This is a genomic window from Rhizobium sp. 268, assembly GCF_036571585.1.
Classification (GTDB): domain Bacteria; phylum Pseudomonadota; class Alphaproteobacteria; order Rhizobiales; family Rhizobiaceae; genus Rhizobium; species Rhizobium redzepovicii.
On sequence record NZ_JAPPSO010000017.1, the window covers coordinates 70,407 to 89,604 of the forward strand.

A 19,198-nucleotide genomic window follows, 5' to 3' on the forward strand; every position below is an offset into this window, starting at 1 on the left:
ACACTGTTCAACCTTTACCGCCTGCAAAGCCCCGCTATCTCAGCTAACTTCGATCCCGACACGCAACCAAAGGAAATGAAGATCATGGGAATGCTGGTGGACGGCGTCTGGCATGATGTCTGGTACGACACGAAGGAGAGCAAGGGCCAGTTCAAGCGGCAGCCCTCGCAGTTCCGCAACTGGGTGACATCCGACGGTGAGGCCGGCCCTTCCGGCAGCGGCGGCTTCAAGGCCGAGGCCGGGCGTTATCATCTCTATGTCTCGCTTGCCTGCCCATGGGCGCACCGCACGCTGATCTTCCGCAAGCTGAAGAAGCTGGAGGAGCTGATCTCAGTCTCGGTCGTCGACCCGCTGATGCTCGACAATGGCTGGGAATTCAAAGTCGGCGACGGCGCCACCGGCGACCAGCTCTTCGGTTCAGCCACGCTCTGGCAGATCTATGTCAAGGCCGATCCGCATTATTCCGGCCGCGTCACCGTTCCCGTTCTGTGGGACAAAAAGACCGGCACGATCGTCAGCAACGAATCCGCCGAGATCATCCGCATGTTCAACAGCGCCTTCAACGGGCTGACCGGCTCGAAGACCGATTTTTATCCCGAGGATCTCCGCGCCGAAATCGACACGCTGAACGCCACCGTCTACGACACCGTCAACAACGGCGTCTACAAGGCGGGCTTTGCCACCACGCAGGAAGCCTATGAGGAAAATGTCGGCAAGCTGTTCGAAACGCTCGACATGCTCGACGAACGTCTTGGCAAAGGCCGCTATCTCCTGGGCAACCGTCAGACCGAAGCCGACTGGCGCCTGTTCACGACGCTGGTGCGCTTCGACCCGGTCTATGTCGGCCATTTCAAATGCAACATCCGCCGGATCGCCGACTACCGCAACCTGCCCGGCTACTTAAGAGATCTCTATCAGACGCCAGGCATTGCCGAGACGGTGAACCTGACGCATATCAAGCAGCACTATTACCGCAGCCACAAGACCATCAATCCGACCGGCATCGTTCCCGTCGGCCCGGCGCTCGATCTCGACAGCCCGCATGGACGTGCGAAGCTTGCCGCGGCTTAAAAAATGTGGAGCCCTCACCAGCGGTGGTCGGGCTCCTGCTCGCCTCGAAGCTCGGCAAGGCGGCGATGCGTCGCCTTGGTCGTACCCTCAGGCAGGCTGTCGAGCCGGAAGAAGCCGCTGTCGGAGATCTCCCAGTCAGGCGGGCGCGGCGCCGTCTGCTCGACAGTCGCCCGGTAGAACACGACATGGTCGCGGCGAGTATTGGTGGTGTTGAAATAGACCTGGACCAGTTGCGGTTTGCCGATGATCCTGAGGTTGCCCTCTTCGCGCAATTCCTTAGCCAACGCTTCTTCGACCGTCTCGTTGCGTTCCAGCCCGCCGCCCGGCATGTGCCAGCCGCCGATATAGCTGTGGCGCACCAGAAAAATCCGCCCCTCCGCATCGAAGCAGGCGGCCCTGACGCCCATCGTCATGCCGCGGGCGAAGGAGAAATAGACATGCAGAAGGCGCAGGGCCGTTCTGATATGAAGAGGCCGCTTTTCTTTATCCACCATCGTTCCGTTTCAGCCCTTCATCGCGCCGGATGTGTTTGATTTGTCAATAAGCTGGTCTATGTCTCGTAGCATGTTCAAGCTCGCGCATATTTCCGACGTCCACCTCGGGCCGTTACCCCGTCTTTCCATCCAGGAGCTGTTTTCAAAACGCATAACGGGCTTTGTGAACTGGCATCGAAATCGACGCAAGCACCTTTTCGGCAGCACGCTGGATCTGTTGCTCGACGACATCCGCGCCCACGAGGCGGATCATCTGGCAGTCACCGGCGACCTCGTCAATCTCGCGAGCGGTATCGAGATCCGCGCCGCCGCCGCCTGGCTGCGCGCGCTTGGCGATCCGGCCGACACCTCGGTGGTTCCCGGTAATCACGACGCCTATGTGCCCGGGGCCTACGAGAAGTCGATGCGCGCCTGGTACGAGTATGTCCGCGGCGATCTCTCCCCGCCGCAATGGCAGGAAGACCGCCATATTTTTCCCTATCTGCGCATCCGCGACAAAGTCGCGATCGTCGGCTGCTCGACGGCGGTCGCCACCCCTCCCTTTGCCGCCTCCGGCTTTTTCGGTGCGCGCCAGGCCCGCGATACCGTCAACATGCTGCGAGCGGCCGGCGAAGCCGGTCTCTTCCGGGTCGTGATGATCCATCATCCGCCGATCCGCGGCGCCACGACCTTCTACAAGCGGATGATCGGCATCCGCCGCTTCGCCGCGGTGATTTCGACCGGCGGCGCCGAACTTGTGTTGCACGGACACACGCACCTGAACACGCTGCACTGGCTGCGCGGCCAGGTGCAGCCGGTGCCCGTCGTCGGCATCGCCTCCGCCTCGCAAGGACCGGGCAGCATCAAGCCACCCGCCGCCTACAACCTCTTCTCCATCGACGGATCTCCCGGCGCCTGGGAACTCAGCGGCGAACGCTTCAGCGTCAACCGGTCCGGCGATGCCGTGATGGCGGAAAGCGCAGATATTTTCGCGCGTTAGCGCCGGCTCCGGACTCTTTTCCTCCAACACTTGAACCGATATCAGAGGAGGCCCGGCCATCGCCGCAGCAATTGCCATGGCGGCCGCTTACCCTCTTGGTATTTTTAGCGGTAAGCGTACAATCCGGCCAACGCATCGCCTCAGAACGGAGCCCGCCAATGACTTCTTCCTTCCGTCACCTGTCCAGACTTTCGCTCGCCGCCGGCTTTGCCTTCGGCATCGCCACAGCTGCTTTCGCGGTGGGCGACAACAACGATGACACCAATCCGCCGCCGAAGACCCAGACGACCAAGACCTGCACCGGCGGCAAGGTCTGGGACAAAGCCAAGAAGGAATGCGTCAACCCGAAGAAGAGCAGCTTCAACGACGACGATCTCTATAAGTTCGGCCGCGAATTTGCCTATGCCGGCCAGTATGACAATGCCATCACCGTGCTCAATCTCGCCCGCAACCAGAACGACCCGCGCATCCTGAACTATCTTGGCTACGCCAATCGCAAGGCTGGCCGCATGGAACTCGGCATGTCCTACTACCGCAGGGCGCTGCAGGCGGATGAGAACTACATCCTTGCCCGCTCCTACATGGGCATGGCGCTGGTGGAACAGGGAGACATCCAGGGCGCCCGTGTCCAGCTCGTCGAAATCCGCGATCGCGGCGGCGAAGGGACATGGGCCTATCGCGCTCTGCTGCAAAGCTTGAACGGCTACAAGACATATTGACGCAAGTTTTGTGGGCCACAATACGAAAATCCTTTGAGAAAAGGGGATGAAGACAGCCGGATGCTTGCGAAGTGCAGGAGACTTGCTTCATAAAGCACATGCGGCGTCGATAAGGCCGGCTTCGCGGCCGAGGCGAACCCATCGTCCGCGAAACCATTGTGAATGCTTCTTGGATAGACAATGCGTCAACCCGCAACGACCATCGATCTCCGGCGTGATCTCGTCGGCCTTCTGCCCCGCCTTCGCCGCTTCGCGATCACGCTCGCGGGTGAGGCGGCCATGGCCGACGAACTCGTCCAGGCCGTCTGTCAGCGCGCCATCGCAAAGGGCCATCAATGGAGTGGTGAAGGCCGCCTGGAAAGCTGGATCTACATGCTCGCCCGCCAGCAATGGACCGACGATAGCCGCAAGCGCAAGCCGAAGGCTTCCGTCCGCGGCAACGTCACGGATATTCGCGAGGCCGCGCGCGAGCGCTCGGCTGCAGTCGATCCCGACGCCATTCATCGCATGATCGCCGATATGCCGGAAGGCCTTTGCAGCATGTTCCTGCTCGTCGACGTCGAAGGCCACAGCTACCAGCAGGCGGCCGACATCATGGGCACGCCAGTGGCAAATGTTGTCTCGCAACTCGCGACCGCAAGGCTGCATTTTGCCGGGCTTTCCGGCACCCACCCGATCCACAGGTACTGAATTGCTCGATCTTAGGAAATTGCCGCTCGAAGCCCAGCTTACCGCCCTTCTCGATGGCGAGGTCTCGCCCGAACAGCGCCACGAACTGGAGCAGCGCCTGGCAACCGACGAGAATGCGCGACGGCTGCACGAGAAACTGCGCCACGGCGCCGATTTCGGCCGCCGCCGTCTCGACGACATCCTGAAGGAGCCTGTGCCTCTCGCCCTCGTCCGCTCGATCAAGAGCACGCAGCCGCCGAAGACGCCGATCGCGCAGCGCGCCACGCGCCCGCCGGTGAAACTGGCGCCGAGCGGCCCGCAGGCGCTGGCCGCCGCGCTTATTCTCTTCGCCGTCGGTTGCGGTATCGGTTATTTCGTCGGCACCAGCCCGGATGCCGACGAAATCGCCACCACGGCCTCCGCGACGGCGCCGGCCAATACCAGCGACTGGCTGGGCGACGTCACCGCCTATCAGCGCCTGCTGATCCGCCAGCCTCGCCATCTCGTCGAAGTGCCCGCCTCGCAGGCCGAGGAAATCTCCAGCTGGCTGACGACCGCGATCGGCGTGCCCTTCCGCGTGCCTGATCTCAGCGCCGAAGCCTGGACCTTCCAGGGCGCGCGCGTCATCCTCGGCGACAGCCGCCCTGTCGGCCAGCTCGTCTATTCCAACGCCGACGGCGACGTCATCTCCATCTGCTTCCGCAAGGACGCGCAGCCACCGGAGACCGACGACTTCAAAGAAACCATCAAGGACGAGATCGGTCTGGTGACATGGCACAATGCCGGCACCTCCTACGTGCTTGCCGGCCCCTCCGCCGAGGCGGCCCTCGGCCAACTCGCCATGAAGATCGCTACGGCGATATGATGCCGGCTGTCGTCCGTGGCCAATAATTACCGCCTGCGGAGCTGAGGTGGCACCATGGCAAAATCGATTATCAACATCAGCAGCCCCTCATCCGCCTGCCGGCACCTTCTCCCCAAGGGAGAAGAGACATGCGGCAACCTCTCGCTCTTAAAACGTCTGCAGTGGGAAGGCAGGGCAGAAAGCTTGCTCCCCTCTTGTCCCCTCGGGGAGAAGGTGCCCGTAGGGCGGATGAGGGAGCCGCATGGCACGCCTTTCATTGGCTAGCGCTCACCGAAGACTCAACGAAGCCAATCTCCTCATCAGACCGCGCCGCACCGAAGCGATCGCGGCCTGATTCCGTCGAAGATCAAGCCTTGCCGGCCTTCACATCGAGCACGCGGTTGGCCGCCGAGACGATCGCTTCCAGCGATGCCGCGACGATGTTGGTATTGATGCCGGCGCCGAAGAGCTTGCCGCCGGGATAGGAGGTCTCGACGTAGGAGATCGCCGCCGCGTTCGAGCCGTGCTGCAGAGAATGCTCAGAATAATCCTCTACCGACATCTCGATGCCGAGATAATGCGACAGTGCATTGATGAAGCCGTCGATCGGACCGTTGCCGCGCCCTTCGATGCGCTTGATCTCGCCATTGTCGGTGATCTCGGCCGCCACGATCCGCTGGCCCTTGTGCTCGGTATCGGGATAGGTGTGGTGGTCGGCGAATTTGAGGCGTCCATCGGGCTGCGTCACGTAGCGCTCGATGAAACGGTCGTAGATCCGCTTTGAAGGAAGCTCCTTGCCCTCGACGTCGGTAATGCGCTGGATATCCTCGCGGAACTCCACCTGCAGGTTGCGCGGCAGGTTCAGCCCGTAATCCTGCTGCAGAATATAGGCGATGCCGCCCTTGCCGGACTGCGAGTTGATGCGGATGATCGCCTCGTAGGAACGGCCGACGTCACGCGGATCAATCGGCAGGTACGGCACTTCCCAGACGGGGTGGTTGGCGACCTGCGCCGCCTTCATACCCTTGTTGATCGCATCCTGATGCGAGCCCGAGAAGGCCGTATAGACCAGCTCGCCGACGTAAGGATGACGCTCGCCGATCGCCATCTGGTTGGAATATTCGAACACTTCCTTGATACGCTCAATGTTCGAGCAGTCGATCTCGGGATCGACCCCTTGCGTGAACATGTTCAACGCCATAGTCACCATGTCGACATTGCCGGTGCGCTCACCATTGCCGAAGAGCGTGCCTTCGACACGGTCGGCGCCTGCCAGCAATGCCAGTTCGGCAGCGGCGATGCCGGTGCCGCGGTCGTTATGCGGGTGCAGGGAGATGATCAGATTCTCGCGATTGTCGAGGTTGCGGCACATCCACTCGATCTGGTCGGCATAGACGTTCGGCGTCGCCATCTCGACAGTGGACGGCAGGTTGATGATCAGCTTGTTATCGGGCGTCGGCTTGACCACCTCGATGACGCCATTGCAGATTTCCAGCGCCACTTCGAGTTCCGTGCCGGTAAAGCTCTCGGGCGAATATTCGAAACGATAGCCGCCGCCTGCCTTGACGGCCATGTCGGTAATCATCTTGGCAGCATCGACGGCGATCTGCTTGATGCCCTGCACATCCTTGGCGAAGACGACGCGGCGCTGTAGCTCGCTGGTCGAGTTGTAAAAATGCACGATTGGCCGGTTTGCGCCTTCCAGTGCTTCGAAGGTGCGGGTGATGAGTTCCGGGCGGCATTGGACCAGCACCTGCAGGGAGACGTCGGCGGGCACGTTGCCTTCTTCCACGCACCAGCGGGCGAAATCGAAATCGGTCTGCGAAGCGGAGGGGAAACCGATCTCGATTTCCTTGAAGCCCATCTCCAGCAGCAGTTGGAACATCCGGGCCTTGCGGTCGTGGCCCATCGGGTCGACCAGCGCCTGGTTGCCGTCGCGCAGGTCGACCGAGCACCAGACCGGCGCCTTGGTGATGGTCTTTGTCGGCCAGGTGCGGTCGGGAATGTTTACCTGCGGATAGGCCCGGTATTTCACCGCAGCGTCCGGCATGCCTTTTGCGGAGGCCGTTTTTCCCTCGGAGAATTGCGTCTTTGCATTCATCGTATCGTCTCCTCGTCCCGGCATTTGCCCCGCTCTTAGCCGATCGTGTCAGGCTTGGCGATAAACAAATGCGGACCTTTGTCGGTCGTTAGGTCAATTTTGAAAATGAATCGCGAGGAGCAATCGCCGGGCGGGCTTTCGGCCGCCGGGCGCTCCTCAAAGGACCCGGCAACCGCGCGTAAGGCCGAGGAGAAGAAGCGAGGTCAAGGCGCGCGTATTGTCACGCAGGGCGATGCGGCCGCGTGCAATCGTGTCTGAAATTCTGGCGCCAGTGGTCTTCATGGCCGCGCTTATAACCTTGGGCCGGGAAACTGGCAAGCCCTTGCTCGGGCTTTTGGCCGCCGAAGGCGCAGCGCCATTCCGCTACCGCGGCTGGCGTCGGTCTTTCCAAACGCTCACCAGCCGCGACAGCGCCAGCATCAGCCCGCCGGCGATCAGGCCCCAGAAAGCGCCGGAAATGCCGCCGAAGGAAACGCCTGAGGCGGTGACGAGGAAGGTGATCGCCGCCGCCTCGCGCGACTCCGGCGCCTGGAAGGCCGACATCGCCGAGGAGGAGAAAGCCCCGACCAGCGCCAGCCCGGCCACCGCCTCGATCAGGATCGGAGGCGCAAGCGCGACGAAAGCCGTCACCGCGCCGGCAAGCAGCCCGAGGATGACATACCCGACGCCGGCGGTCAGCGACGCCCAATAGCGCCGCTTCGGATCCGCGTGGGCATCCTGTCCGGCGCACATTGCCGCCGTGATCGCCGCCAGATTGACGGCGTGGCCGCCGAACGGCGCCGACAGCAGCGAGAAAAAGCCGGTGACGGCAAAGAGCGGACCGGCCTTCGGATCGTAGTGGTTGACCTTCAAGACGGCGATACCCGGAATGTTCTGCGAGGCCATGGTGACGATGAACAGCGGCAGCGCGATCGAAACAAGGCCGGCGAGACTGAACACCGGCCGGACGATTTCAGCCGCCGGCACCAGCGATTGTTCGAGCGAACTGAGAGAGCCGTCCGGAATATCGACGCCGAAGGTGAGCACCAGCACGAAGGCCGCGAGTGCCGCCGGCACCGCCCAGAGCCGTTTGAAGGCGCCTACGACGATCCAGGCGACGACGATCGGCAGGCCGAGCACGGGATTGAAGCTGATCGCCTTCACCGGCGCGAAGCAGAGGCCGATCAGCACGCCGGAGAGCATCGCATTGGCAAGCGGCGCCGGAATGGCGGCGACCGCCCGGCCGAGCGGCTTGAACAGCCCGGCGACGACGATCAGCGCGCCGCATATCAGGAATGCGCCGACCGCCGCATTGAAGCCGCCCTCAATCGGCCCGGTGCTTGCGAGCAGTGCGGCACCCGGCGTCGACCACGCGATGCTGATCGGCAACCGGGTCACCCCACTGAGCACGATCGCACAGATGCCCATGGAGATAGACAACGCCATCAGCCCCGAGGCCGCCTGCGCATCCGTGGCGCCGACCGCCTCGAGCCCGTGCAGCACGACGGCAAAGGAGCTGGCGGAGCCGACGAAGGCGGTCAGCAGCCCCATGAACAAGGCCTGGACGGAAAAATCTTTGAGCATGGCGGAACTCGAACTGCGGGAATGACGCATGGAGCATGACGGTTGCCGCCCGCGCAAGTCCGAATTCAGCTCCTTCCGTTCAGCACCTGTGTCTTCCGGCAGAAACAAAACGCCCTCGCCTGCTGCTGCAGGCGAGGGCGTTCAATAACACTACATGAGAAAACTCAGATATCGGCCTGCGACGTCACGATCCGCGAGACGAGACCATAGTCCTTCGCCTCTTCGGCCGACAGCCAGTAATCGCGATCGGTATCCTTGGCGATCTTTTCGAGCGGCTGGCCGGTGGCTGCCGCCATGATCTTGTTCAGGCGCTCGTTCATCTTGATGATCTCCCGTGCCTGGATCTCGATGTCGGATGCCATGCCGCGCGTGCCGCCCGAGGGTTGGTGCAGCAGGAAGCGGGTGTTCGGCAGGCACAGGCGCTGCTCCTTCGGAGCGGCGACATATATCAGCGCGCCGGCGGAGGCGACCCAGCCCGTGCCGATCATCCAGACCTTCGGCTTGATGAACTTGATCATGTCATGAATGGAATCGCCGGATTCGACGTGACCGCCGGGCGAATTCACATAGATGCGGATGTCTTCGTCGCTGGCCGCGGCAAGCGCCACAAGCTGCGAGCAGACCTTCTGCGCCAATTCCTGATTGATCGGTCCGTAGATGAAGATCGAACGCGACTTGAAAAGATTCGCCTCCGTTTCCTTGCCGAGCGGCAGTTCCTTCGTCTTGTCGTCCTGGTCTTCGTCGTTCATTCGAACCTCTTGGAGATGAATTCGGCTTCCCCGCACATAGTGCGACTCAATGCCTAAAACAATGTGGGAAAAACACAAGGCACCGAAGCGATGGAGATATCCTTAAGAAGCCGCGGGCCGTTCTGCAAGCCTTACTGAAATGTAACGGTGAAAGGCTTTGAAAAGCCTGAATCGGTTCCTACCTCAACCTCACGCAGCGATAGCTGCACCGAAAAACCATGGAGCGCTTTACGCGTCCGGTCGGATACGAGAGCGCTTCGGACCAACAGGAGGCAGACATGTCACCCGAAGAACGCCAATTGCTGACCGCCCTCTTCGACCGTGTGCGCACAGCAGCGGCCCAGCCGCGCGACCGCGACGCCGAGGCCCTGATCGACCAGGCAACGCGCGAACAGCCCTCCGCCACCTATTATCTCGCCCAGGCCGTCATCGTTCAGGAAAAGGGACTGGAAGCGGCCGCCAATCATATCAAGGAACTCGAAGAGCATGTCCGCCAGCTGGAAGCCGGCGCGAGTGAGCACCGCCAGGCCGAACAGGGCGGCGGCTTCCTGAGCTCGATCTTCGGCAACACCCAGACGCAGCAGCCGGCACCCGTCCCTTCCAATCACGGTCCCTGGGGTCAGCAGTCCCGCGCCTACGACGATTCCCGCGGCTACGACCGCGATGGCCGCCAGCCGCAGCAGCAACAACCAACCGGCCCCTGGAGCCAGCAGGCCTATGCGCCGTCCGCCGGCGGCAGCTTCCTGCGCGGCGCGCTCGGCACGGCAGCCGGCGTTGCCGGCGGCATGCTGCTTGCCAATTCGCTGAGCGGCATCTTCGGCAATCACATGTCCTCGCTCGGCTGGGGCTCGCCCTTCGGCGCCAACCCTTTCGGCAATGCCAGCGCGCCTACCGAGGAAACCGTCATCAACAATTATTATGGCAATGACGACACTGGCCAGGCGTCCGACAATGCGGCCGATAATAACGACAACGACAATGTGCAGCAGGCCGATTATGACGACGGCGACGATTACAGCGATGACTCGTCTAGTGACGACGTTACGGATGTTTGAGGTTCAACCGACAAGGATGGGTGGCAATTGGTATTCGATTGCCGCACCGTATCCCGGCCCTTCGCTTGGGCTCAGGGCGTTCGCCGCTGCAATCGATTCACTGGATCGATTGCTCGGGCTGCGCCCGACCGCGGCTCACCCACGTCCGCGATAGGTGGCGACGCCCTGCTCCGGCAGCCACACACCTTCCGGCGGCTTGCCGGTCTGCCAGAAGACGTCGATCGGAATGCCGCCGCGCGGATACCAGTAGGCGCCGATCCTCAGCCACTTGGGATCAAGCAGCTCGACGATGCGCTTGGCGATGTAGATCGAGCAATCCTCGTGGAAAGCGCCGTGATTGCGGAAGGAATGCAGGAAGAGCTTCAGCGACTTCGATTCCACCAGCCATTCGCCCGGAATGTAATCGATGACGATATGGGCGAAATCCGGCTGTCCGGTCATCGGGCAGAGCGAAGTGAATTCCGGCGCGGTGAAGCGCACGACGTAATCGGTGCCGGCATGGTTGGACGGCACTTTTTCAAGCACTGCCTGCTCCGGCGATTGTGCGGTTTCGGTTTGCTGGCCCAGCATCGAAAGGCTGGAAACATCGGTATTCGGCATCATGCCTCCTTGACGACTTTGACGCGGATTCCATGGGCCTTTTCGCCCTCCGGCTCCACGTGAATGGCTATTTTGGCGCCCTCGTGCACCGCACTGATGGCATCCTCAAGGCGGTCGCATATATCATGCGCCTGCCGCACCGACATAGTGCCGGGAACCACCATGTGAAAATCGATGAAGGTGACGGCGCCGGCCCGCCTGGTCTTCAGGTCGTGTACGCCGATCGAGCCTGACGCATGGGTGGCGATCGCCTGCTTGATCGCCTCCTCCTCGCGCGGCTCAACGGCCTGGTCCATCAGCCCTCCGATCGATTGCGAGATCACCTTCCAGCCCTGGTAGATGATGTTGACGGCAACCAGAATGGCAAGCACCGGATCGAAGATCGCATAACCGGTCGCCAGCGCCAGCAGCAGGCCGGCGAGCACGCCGACGGAGGTCACCACATCCGACAAGATATGCTGCCCGTCCGCGGCAAGTGCGGCCGAGCGATGTTTGCGCCCGGTCCGGATCAGCAGCCGCGCCCAGACCGCATTGATGACACCGGCCGCGAAATTGATCGCAAGCCCGAGCACCGGCGCATCGAGCATGCGGGGCTCGGCGAGGTAGCCGATCGCCTCGTTGACGATCAGGAGTGCGGCGACCACGATCAGTACGCCCTCGGTGACCGCCGACAGATATTCCGCCTTGTGATGGCCGAAGGGATGGTCGTGATCGGCCGGCTTCTGCGCATAGCGAATGACGAAAAAGGCGATGAAGGCGGCAACGACGTTGACCGTCGATTCGAGCCCGTCCGACAGCAGCGCCACCGATCCGGTGACCCACCAAGCCACCATCTTCAGGCCCATGACGCCGAGCGACAGCGGAATGCCCCACATCGCCAGCGTCCTAACCGTAAGATCGCCGTTGTCACTCATATCGTCCTCCTGCGGTTGCGAATGAATTGCAGGGTCCAAGCCATTGAAACGCAAAACCGCCCACGCGAATGTCGCGCAGGCGGCCCAGTTGAGGGTGATATGGGCGATGATGATGGATTTGTCAAAGGAGAATGCCACTCCGTTCACAGGCGTTGCCGCCCCTCGCCGGAAAGCTGCCTTGCGGCGCGACTCAGCCGATCGGGTAGGAAAGGTCAGCCTGCGGCCAGCGCAGGAGAGCGGCCTGCCCTGCCGGCGTCAGCGCGTAGACGCCCTTTTCCTGGCGCTCGAACCATCCATAGACGTTGTCGCGCAGGATCGGACCGGCCTTTGACGTCAGCGCCTTCATATCTCGAGGCCTTACGATTCCCCGATCGAGTGCCGAAGCGCAAAGCAGCGCCTGCTGACGGTAGGCGGTCATGATCGGCGCCCGCGAGCCGCCGCCAACGGCAGGATCGCCGCGGCGGCGCTGATGCTCCTTGACGAGGCGCGTGCGCCGCTTCGGATTGGTGCGCGGCATCGGCGAGACGGAACTGACGATGACGCTGACCTCACCGCCGTCGGAGACGCCGAGCATGCCGATGCCGAGCCGTCGACAGAGGTCGCGGTAACGTTTATCGGCCTCCCGCCCACGCCCCTTGGCCGAAACGCGGGCCGCGATCCAGACTTCATCACTGATGGCGGCGCGGTCGACTGCCTGGAGAAGCAGTTCGAGGTTGAAGGAAAGTTTCAGTTCGCAGACCACCACGACCGGCGGCTCGCCCTCGCTCAAGCCGACGAGATCGCATCCGGCGACCTCGCCCTTCACGACATAACCGGCCGCTTCGAGGAAAGTTTTGACCGGCAGGTAGAGCGACGTTTCCACAGCGAAAACGGCGACTCAGGCGGCGTTGAGATCAGCAATCTCGCCATATCGGGCGAGCAGTCGCGGTGAGGACATGTCGCCGGTTTCTTCGTCGACGATCACGGCATAGGCCGCCACGCCGACGAACCGCTCAGCCATCGCCGAGGCGATCTTTTCAGCGCTGACGGAGTTCGACGCCTGGCGCATTTCGCCGGGCACAAGATTGCCGCGGTTCTTGCGGTAAGGGAGCACGATGAACTTTTCAGCATTGGCCACGGCGATAATTCCCGGTTAATCGTTCCTGAAATGTTCTGATTTGCACGATAAAGTCAACCGCTGAATGGCCGCCCGCCCTTCCCGTGACAAGGAAGGGCGGGGCGGATAGCCATCAAGCAGCCTTCGTCTTCGCCTTGCGGGCCAGATGCGCCACGACATTTTCGATCATCCGCATACCGGCATCGCCGCCGAGCGTCATGATCGATTCCGGATGGAACTGCACTGCGGCGATCGGCTCCTTCTCATGTTCGATGCCCATGATCGTACCGTCTTCGCTTTCCGCCGTGATGATGAACTCGCGCGGCAGCGTCGAAGGATCGGCGAAGATCGAGTGATAACGGCCGACCGTCACTTCCTTCGACAGGCCGGAGAAGACGATGCCCGGCTCCAGCACGCGGATGCGCGACGGCTTGCCGTGCATCGGCAGGGCCAGATGGCGCAGTTCCCCGCCATAGGCTTCGGCGAGCGCCTGCAGGCCGAGGCAGACGCCGAAGATCGGCAGGTTGCGCGCCCGCGCCTTCTTGATCGTCGCCTTGCAGTCGAAATCCTTGGGCGTTCCGGGTCCCGGCGACAGCACGACGAGGTCAGGATTCAGCCGGTCGAAGATCTCGTCCGGCACCGGCGTGCGCACGGTCGAAACCGTCGCCCCGGTCTGGCGGAAATAATTGGCGAGCGTGTGAACGAAGCTGTCCTCATGATCGATCAACAGGATGCTGACACCCTTGCCGACGCTTGCGACGTCGCGCTGGATCTTGCCGGAATTGCCCGTTTTGGCATCGCGGATGGCGGAAAGCATGGCGGAGGCCTTCAATTCTGTTTCGGCTTCTTCTTCCTCTGGAATGGAATCGTTGAGCAGCGTCGCGCCGGCGCGCACCTCGGCGATGCCGTCCTTGATGCGCACGGTGCGTAGCGTCAAACCGGTATTCATATCGCCGTTGAAGCCGACCATGCCGATCGCCCCACCATACCATGCGCGCGGGCTCTTTTCATGGCTCTCGATGAAGCGCATCGCCCAGAGCTTCGGCGCGCCAGTGACGGTGACGGCCCAGGCGTGGCTGAGGAAACCGTCGAAGGCATCCATATCGTCGCGCAGCCGCCCTTCGATGTGGTCGACCGTATGGATCAGGCGCGAATACATCTCGATCTGCCGGCGGCCAATCACCTTGACCGAGCCGGGTTCGCAGACGCGGCTCTTGTCGTTGCGATCGACGTCGGAGCACATGGTCAGCTCGGATTCGTCCTTCTTGGAATTCAAAAGCTTCAGGATCTGCTCGCTGTCGGCGATCGGATCGTCGCCGCGTTTGATCGTGCCCGAAATCGGGCAGGTCTCGATGCGGCGGCCGGACACGCGCACGAACATTTCGGGCGATGCGCCGACCAGATATTCCTGGCTGCCGAGATTGATGAAGAAGGAATAGGGCGACGGGTTGATCGCCTTCAGCCGCCTGGAAATGTCGGAAGGCTTGCTGTCGCAGCGCTCCATGAATTTCTGCCCCGGCACGACTTCGAAGAGGTCGCCCTTGCGGAAACTTTCCTTCGCCTTGGTGACGAGCTCGGCATATTCGCCCGGCCGGTGATCGCTCTTCGGCGGAATGGCATCCGTGTGCTTGAAAGGCTCCGGCGCAATATCCTGCGCCTTGCCCTCGGTCGTCACGCCGCCCTTTTCGAAATCGTAACGGTCGATCCAGGCCTTGGCGGCGTAATTGTCGACGACGAGGATCTCGTCGGGCAGGTAAAGCACCATGTCGCGCTGGTCGGAGGGCCGCGTCAACTTCAGATCGATTGCGTCGAACTGGAAGGCGATGTCGTAGCCGAAGGCGCCGTAGAGCCCGAGGCTCGCATCCGCCTGCGAATAGAAGAGGTCGGTAACGGCGCGCAGCACGGTGAAGACCGTCGGCATCTTCGAGCGCTCTTCCTCGGTGAACACCCGGTCCGGCGTCTTGACGGAAAGGTCGAGGCGCCGGGCGGAGGAAGCGCCGAGCACGAGGTCGGAGACCGTCTTCAGCCGCTCGGTCACGAAGCCGAGAAGCACCTCGCCGCGCTCGTTATAGGCCTCGATCCAGACATCGCGCCCGAAGGAGGAGATGCCGAGCGGCGGATCGACGACGGCGGTATCCCAGCGCGTATAACGGCCCGGATATTCGTAGTTCGACGAGAACACCGCACCGCGGCGCTCATCGAGCTTGTCGATATAGGAAGAGACCGCGTCGCCGTAGGGGATCGCACGCCGCTGCCGCGTGACCGATATCCCGCCCTTGGTCTCGTAGATTTCCGCACCATCATCCCGCAGGATCGTTACCATTGTTCCACTCCGTTATCGGGGCCCGGACGACAGGCGGCGATAAATAAAAAAGCCGCCTCGAAGTTTCGGGCGGCTCACTCGTCGTCGTCTTTGGACACGATTGGTCGAGGCCGCCTTAGCGAGCCCACCACCAAACAGCAATGTTCAAGGACTTGATCATGGAAAAATTGTTAGCCTGAGATCAGCCGCCGCGCAAGAGGCGATTGCGCGAATGAAAGAGGCGGCCCGAAAGCCGCCCTCTCCCCAGCCTCGAAGGCGTATCGACAATCAGAAGGTCTTGGTGAGCGAGACCTTGAAGGTACGGCCAGGCTCGGAATACCAATCGCGCGGCTGCGATGCCGTCGAGACAAGATTGACGTCCCGCACGGCGAGCGCATTGAAATATTCCTGGTCGAAGATGTTGTAGACGCCGGCTTGAACGCGCAGGCCCGGCACCTGTTCCGGCGTCCACCAGCCGGTCAGGTCGACGATTGCATAGCCGGGCGCATCGAAGGTCGTATCGGCGGTCGAGCCGACAGTCTTGAGATGATCGGTGAGCATGCCCGCCGCAAGCGTCGAGGAAAGGTCGAAGCCGAAAGTCTCGTTGCTCCAGCCACCGCCGACGATCGCCTTGAAGGGCGCCACCGAGCGCAGGCGCTGGGCGGTTTCCTCGTTCCTGCCGTAAGCATAGGCAAGTGCGGCGTGCAGGTTGATGCCGTTATTGAACGTCTTGTCGGCGCTCGCTTCGACACCCGAGATCGTCACACTGCTGATGTTGGTATAGTTGAACTCGGTGATACCGGTGGAGGCGTTGACGCTCGTCACCGTTTCAATGAAGTTGTGGTACCGGTTGTGGAAGAGCGCCAGACGACCGTTGAAATCGCCTGTGTCGAAATTGGCGCCCATTTCGACACCGTAGCCGGTCTCGGGCTTCAGGTCGGGATTGCCGAGCTGGGCATAATTGCCGCCCGCATTGTAGAAGCGGCTATAGAGTTCGTCGACAGTCGGGGCGCGGAAGGCCGACGACAACTGGGTGTAGAGTTGCACATCGGGTGTCAGCTCGTAGGTGGCAAGCACCTTCGGCGAAGCATGCTGATCGCTGCGATCGGACAGCGCACCGAATTTTGCAAGCGCGGGGTTGCTGGCGAAACCGCCACCCGTCGACGGATCATAGCTGAACCAGTCGAAACGAATGCCCGGCGTCAGCGCAAAATTCGTATCGCCGAACTCGATTTTGTCCTCGATCGACAGGCCCATCGTCTTGCTGTCAACATCCGGCACTTCCGACTGGTTGTTGAGCGAGGGGCACGTGGTCGGCGTCGGGCAAAGCGCGGAGCTGTACTGGCTCCAGGCCGACGTCGTCGCGTCGAGCGTTGCCTTTACCGAATGGCGGACGTTCGAATATTCGAAATCTTTGGTGACCGTGCCGTGGAAGCCCCAGGTCTTATTTTCGATCTCGTTGTTGCGGCCGTAGGCGACATTGGCCGCTGTGCGTCCCTTGCTGCCCGACTCCTTTTTCAGATCCTGCCAGTAAAGGACGGCCCGTGCGCTGGTGAAGAATGCATCCGAGGACTGTGCTTCATAGTCATAGTCGAGCGATACACGATCGCGGTCGCGCAGTTCGCGGCCGTCATAGTTGTCGATCATGTAGGTGCGTCCGGTTCCCTGCAGATCTCTCAGGTCTGTCTGGAGATCCCGGCGGAACCGTTCCGCCGTCAGGCCGATGCGATGACCGCCTTCCAGGTCCTGGCGGAGCTTGAAGAGCAGGTTGTGCTGGTCGAAATCGGCGGGATCGGCCTCGGTGCGATACCGGCCATAGACGTCGGTGTTGCCCATGTTCGCCCGCTCATGGCCCTTGCGGTAGCCGCCCTGAAACAGGATTGACGTGCCGCCGATCTTCTTCGCCGCGGCCGCCGAGCCGGAAAGGCTGCTATCTTCGCTGTCATAGGTAGACTTGACGATCGCACCCCAGTCACGGCCTTCCGGAATGATATCCTCCGGCTCCAGCGTGTTGACGACGATCGCACCACCGAGCATGCCCGAGCCGCCCTTGCTGGAATCCGCGCCGCGCACGATATCGAGCGACGACAGAGAGTTGAAATCGAACGTGTCACCGCCGCCGTTGGCGTTGGCCGGCGCAAATGCACCCTGGCGTGCGCTGTTCGAGAGATAGGGGATTGGAATGCCATCCACCACGGTCAGGATGCGTGCGCCGGAGAGGCCGCGCAGATTGACGCCGGCATCGCCGCGGGAGAAGTTCACGCCGGGATCGACCCTGCGTCCGAGGTCTTCGAGATTGGTGACCTGTTTCTCGTCGAGTTGCTTGTCGGTGATCTCCGTTGCAAGCGGCGTGTCGGCGACGCTGCCCGGCGCCACGCGTTTGCCTTTGACGACGATCTTCTGCAGGACGGTGCTGTCATCCGTCGTCGCTTGCGGCGTGGTTGCCGCGGCGCTTTGCGCGAAAGACTGCGAAACTGGAAGAACATATGCGGCTGCCGTGCAGACCAATAGCACCGAGCGCCAATACCGGACGATCATAACCTACCCTCTAAATGATGATTACCGGGCTGGCTGGTCGTGGCGCGTCGAACGCTCGAGGGGCTGGCTGGGCTTTTGCGGATGAAGGCGATGCAGAATTCCGCCCTCTTTTTGCCGCATAAAAAACATGACAAGTTCTGTCAACATAAACCGGCAAAATATGTTGAATAAATTGATCAAGTTTTAACCATGTTTCCTGACGTTGCGCAATTGCAACGAAAATCGCCATAATGCGTTACCCCTACGCAATCGACATGACGGAAACGGATGCGTTGAGAAAACTTTCGATACTGGCGATCCTTCTCGCCGCAGCCACCTTTCTTGCCGGTGCCCGCCTGCCGCCGCACGGTCCCCTACCCCAGCCTCGACCGGATGCTGCCGGTTCGACCAGCCCTTCTCCACTCCCTGATAAGGCTGAACCGCCGGCACCGAATGATGTGCCGGCACCTCAGCCAAAACCTGATGTGAAGGAACCGGAGACCCCTGCACCAGACCAGCCGGCGGCGCCGTCCACCGAACCGAAAAAACCCGAATCGGCAAAACCCGAACCGGCGGAACCAATGCAGGGCCCGCCGCTCCCGCCGGGCCAAGGCCCGCAAACGCCGGAGGAAGACAACAAGCCGCCCGCCGAGCAGACGCTCGAAGAGCAGCATCTGACGATCGAACCGGAAAGCGATGCCGAGCACGCCGAATGCACCGCTGCGCTTAAGGCCTTGGGCGTCGTCTTCAAGGATGTCCCACGCATCGACGACGGCAACGGCTGCGGTATCGACAAGCCGATCATCGTTTCCGAAGCCCTGCCCGGCATCACGCTGAAGCCGGAGGCGACGGTCCGCTGCCCGGCCGCACTCGCCCTTGCCCGCTGGATGAAAGAGAATGTTATTCCGGCAGCCTCTGCCGCTCTGCCGGAGCAGGGCCGCCTCACGACAGTCAACCAGGCAACCTCCTATATGTGCCGCCTGCGCAACAGCGCCGGCACCGGCAAGATCTCCGAACATGCCCGTGGCAATGCCATCGACATTGCCAGCTTCCATTTCGAGAAAGGCGAAGACGTCGCCGTCCGCTCCCGCCGCGAGGACGCGACGCTGACCGGCGCCTTCCAACGCACCGTCAGCGCCGCCGGCTGCCTCTATTTCACCACCGTCCTCGATCCCGAAAGCGACGCCGCCCACGAAACCCATTTCCACCTCGACGTGATCGAAAGGAAAGGCGGCTATCGCTACTGCCACTGATCATTCAATGGCCGCGATCCTCGCTTGAATCGTGCAGCGAAAATAACCAAATGGAAGCTGCGACTTGGGGAATGGGGTCAGCGGCCAATGAAAATCATAGCGAGTATCATTTCGGTTCTCCTGATCGTCGCCGTCGGCTTCATTTTTACGGGTCGATTGCATTGGCTTCCTGCTATAGGAATGCTGTTCCTCGGCGCGCTGCAAAGCCTTTTCATCTGGCTGTTCATCGACCCAGACTTTGAAAAGCGTCGCGAGCGGTGTCTGCTCGAGCG

At 61.7% G+C, this 19,198-nt stretch carries 19 protein-coding genes; 7 read left to right on the forward strand and 12 right to left on the reverse strand.

What is annotated here, in order from left to right; translation table 11 throughout:
- Positions 1–84: 84 nt before the first annotated feature.
- Positions 85–1,071 carry a glutathione S-transferase family protein gene (locus tag OS035_RS27755; protein WP_183777596.1) on the forward strand — a complete coding sequence of 329 codons (987 nt, stop codon included), beginning with the start codon at positions 85–87 and terminating at the stop codon, positions 1,069–1,071.
- Between the two features lie 14 nt (positions 1,072–1,085).
- On the opposite strand, the gene OS035_RS27760 is transcribed toward OS035_RS27755, so the two are convergent.
- Positions 1,086–1,565 (reverse strand): NUDIX domain-containing protein, encoded by a 480-nt coding sequence (locus OS035_RS27760; protein WP_183777595.1) that lies wholly within the window; start codon positions 1,563–1,565, stop codon positions 1,086–1,088.
- Positions 1,566–1,635: 70 nt separating this feature from the next.
- Between OS035_RS27760 and OS035_RS27765 the strand changes: the two genes are divergently transcribed.
- From OS035_RS27765 to OS035_RS27780, 4 genes are all read left to right on the forward strand, one after another.
- The gene (locus OS035_RS27765; RefSeq protein WP_054182557.1) at positions 1,636–2,544 is read left to right on the forward strand and encodes a metallophosphoesterase family protein; all 909 of its coding nucleotides are present in this window, start codon (positions 1,636–1,638) and stop codon (positions 2,542–2,544) included.
- A 158-nt stretch (positions 2,545–2,702) separates the two neighbouring features.
- Entirely contained in the window at positions 2,703–3,263 is a 561-nt protein-coding gene (locus OS035_RS27770) for a tetratricopeptide repeat protein (RefSeq protein WP_183777594.1), read from the forward strand.
- 180 nt (positions 3,264–3,443) lie between these two features.
- Complete coding sequence (locus tag OS035_RS27775) at positions 3,444–3,953, forward strand: RNA polymerase sigma factor (RefSeq protein ID WP_183777593.1); 510 nt, start codon at positions 3,444–3,446, stop codon at positions 3,951–3,953.
- 1 nt (position 3,954) lies between these two features.
- The gene (locus OS035_RS27780; protein ID WP_183777592.1) at positions 3,955–4,797 is read left to right on the forward strand and encodes an anti-sigma factor family protein; all 843 of its coding nucleotides are present in this window, start codon (positions 3,955–3,957) and stop codon (positions 4,795–4,797) included.
- 346 nt (positions 4,798–5,143) lie between these two features.
- On the opposite strand, the gene leuA is transcribed toward OS035_RS27780, so the two are convergent.
- The 3 genes from leuA to OS035_RS27795 all read right to left on the reverse strand — a co-directional run bounded on the left by leuA (position 5,144) and on the right by OS035_RS27795 (position 9,189).
- On the reverse strand, positions 5,144–6,877 hold the full coding sequence (gene leuA / locus OS035_RS27785) for a 2-isopropylmalate synthase (protein WP_097626648.1): 1,734 nt from the start codon (positions 6,875–6,877) through the stop codon (positions 5,144–5,146).
- 363 nt (positions 6,878–7,240) lie between these two features.
- Positions 7,241–8,470, reverse strand: a complete 1,230-nt coding sequence (locus OS035_RS27790; RefSeq protein ID WP_097626646.1) for a benzoate/H(+) symporter BenE family transporter — start codon at positions 8,468–8,470, stop codon at positions 7,241–7,243.
- Positions 8,471–8,604: 134 nt separating this feature from the next.
- Entirely contained in the window at positions 8,605–9,189 is a 585-nt protein-coding gene (locus OS035_RS27795; RefSeq protein WP_097626644.1) for an ATP-dependent Clp protease proteolytic subunit, read from the reverse strand.
- Positions 9,190–9,467: 278 nt separating this feature from the next.
- Here OS035_RS27795 and OS035_RS27800 point away from each other — a divergent pair, with 278 nt between their 5' ends.
- A complete protein-coding gene (locus tag OS035_RS27800) occupies positions 9,468–10,244 on the forward strand; it encodes a DUF2076 domain-containing protein (RefSeq protein WP_183777591.1) in 777 nt (258 codons plus the stop codon).
- A 135-nt stretch (positions 10,245–10,379) separates the two neighbouring features.
- Here OS035_RS27800 and queF read toward each other — a convergent pair whose 3' ends face one another.
- The 7 genes from queF to OS035_RS27835 all read right to left on the reverse strand — a co-directional run bounded on the left by queF (position 10,380) and on the right by OS035_RS27835 (position 17,923).
- Positions 10,380–10,844 (reverse strand): preQ(1) synthase, encoded by a 465-nt coding sequence (gene queF / locus OS035_RS27805; protein WP_003581211.1) that lies wholly within the window; start codon positions 10,842–10,844, stop codon positions 10,380–10,382.
- A complete protein-coding gene (emfA, locus tag OS035_RS27810; RefSeq protein WP_097626642.1) occupies positions 10,844–11,758 on the reverse strand; it encodes a CDF family cation efflux transporter EmfA in 915 nt (304 codons plus the stop codon). Before emfA ends, queF begins: the two co-directional genes overlap by 1 nt.
- Before the next feature lie 190 nt (positions 11,759–11,948).
- The gene (locus OS035_RS27815) at positions 11,949–12,620 is read right to left on the reverse strand and encodes a DUF2161 domain-containing phosphodiesterase (RefSeq protein WP_097626640.1); all 672 of its coding nucleotides are present in this window, start codon (positions 12,618–12,620) and stop codon (positions 11,949–11,951) included.
- A 15-nt stretch (positions 12,621–12,635) separates the two neighbouring features.
- Positions 12,636–12,875, reverse strand: a complete 240-nt coding sequence (locus OS035_RS27820; RefSeq protein WP_003561395.1) for a hypothetical protein — start codon at positions 12,873–12,875, stop codon at positions 12,636–12,638.
- Between the two features lie 112 nt (positions 12,876–12,987).
- Complete coding sequence (locus tag OS035_RS27825) at positions 12,988–15,177, reverse strand: anthranilate synthase (RefSeq protein WP_183777588.1); 2,190 nt, start codon at positions 15,175–15,177, stop codon at positions 12,988–12,990.
- Positions 15,178–15,444: 267 nt separating this feature from the next.
- Positions 15,445–17,694 (reverse strand): TonB-dependent hemoglobin/transferrin/lactoferrin family receptor, encoded by a 2,250-nt coding sequence (locus OS035_RS27830; protein WP_310805228.1) that lies wholly within the window; start codon positions 17,692–17,694, stop codon positions 15,445–15,447.
- 10 nt (positions 17,695–17,704) lie between these two features.
- Positions 17,705–17,923 carry a hypothetical protein gene (locus OS035_RS27835; RefSeq protein ID WP_183777586.1) on the reverse strand — a complete coding sequence of 73 codons (219 nt, stop codon included), beginning with the start codon at positions 17,921–17,923 and terminating at the stop codon, positions 17,705–17,707.
- A gap of 25 nt (positions 17,924–17,948) precedes the next feature.
- Here OS035_RS27835 and OS035_RS27840 point away from each other — a divergent pair, with 25 nt between their 5' ends.
- Positions 17,949–18,926 carry an extensin family protein gene (locus OS035_RS27840; RefSeq protein WP_183777657.1) on the forward strand — a complete coding sequence of 326 codons (978 nt, stop codon included), beginning with the start codon at positions 17,949–17,951 and terminating at the stop codon, positions 18,924–18,926.
- On the opposite strand, the gene OS035_RS27845 is transcribed toward OS035_RS27840, so the two are convergent.
- The gene (locus tag OS035_RS27845; RefSeq protein WP_183777585.1) at positions 18,927–19,088 is read right to left on the reverse strand and encodes a hypothetical protein; all 162 of its coding nucleotides are present in this window, start codon (positions 19,086–19,088) and stop codon (positions 18,927–18,929) included. It lies immediately after the preceding gene.
- Positions 19,089–19,198: the final 110 nt, after the last annotated feature.

Excerpts from the sequence above, each read along its gene's own strand:
- OS035_RS27830 (WP_310805228.1), bottom strand. The coding sequence starts at position 17,694 with ATGATCGTCCGGTATTGGCGCTCGGTGCTATTGGTCTGCACGGCAGCC.
- OS035_RS27835 (WP_183777586.1), bottom strand. The coding sequence starts at position 17,923 with ATGGCGATTTTCGTTGCAATTGCGCAACGTCAGGAAACATGGTTAAAA.
- OS035_RS27825 (WP_183777588.1), bottom strand. The coding sequence starts at position 15,177 with ATGGTAACGATCCTGCGGGATGATGGTGCGGAAATCTACGAGACCAAG.
- OS035_RS27755 (WP_183777596.1), top strand. The coding sequence starts at position 85 with ATGGGAATGCTGGTGGACGGCGTCTGGCATGATGTCTGGTACGACACG.
- OS035_RS27760 (WP_183777595.1), bottom strand. The coding sequence starts at position 1,565 with ATGGTGGATAAAGAAAAGCGGCCTCTTCATATCAGAACGGCCCTGCGC.
- OS035_RS27795 (WP_097626644.1), bottom strand. The coding sequence starts at position 9,189 with ATGAACGACGAAGACCAGGACGACAAGACGAAGGAACTGCCGCTCGGC.
- OS035_RS27840 (WP_183777657.1), top strand. The coding sequence starts at position 17,949 with ATGACGGAAACGGATGCGTTGAGAAAACTTTCGATACTGGCGATCCTT.
- OS035_RS27845 (WP_183777585.1), bottom strand. The coding sequence starts at position 19,088 with ATGCAATCGACCCGTAAAAATGAAGCCGACGGCGACGATCAGGAGAAC.
- OS035_RS27770 (WP_183777594.1), top strand. The coding sequence starts at position 2,703 with ATGACTTCTTCCTTCCGTCACCTGTCCAGACTTTCGCTCGCCGCCGGC.
- OS035_RS27765 (WP_054182557.1), top strand. The coding sequence starts at position 1,636 with ATGTTCAAGCTCGCGCATATTTCCGACGTCCACCTCGGGCCGTTACCC.
- OS035_RS27775 (WP_183777593.1), top strand. The coding sequence starts at position 3,444 with ATGCGTCAACCCGCAACGACCATCGATCTCCGGCGTGATCTCGTCGGC.
- leuA (WP_097626648.1), bottom strand. The coding sequence starts at position 6,877 with ATGAATGCAAAGACGCAATTCTCCGAGGGAAAAACGGCCTCCGCAAAA.
- OS035_RS27790 (WP_097626646.1), bottom strand. The coding sequence starts at position 8,470 with ATGCGTCATTCCCGCAGTTCGAGTTCCGCCATGCTCAAAGATTTTTCC.
- queF (WP_003581211.1), bottom strand. The coding sequence starts at position 10,844 with ATGCCGAATACCGATGTTTCCAGCCTTTCGATGCTGGGCCAGCAAACC.
- OS035_RS27800 (WP_183777591.1), top strand. The coding sequence starts at position 9,468 with ATGTCACCCGAAGAACGCCAATTGCTGACCGCCCTCTTCGACCGTGTG.
- emfA (WP_097626642.1), bottom strand. The coding sequence starts at position 11,758 with ATGAGTGACAACGGCGATCTTACGGTTAGGACGCTGGCGATGTGGGGC.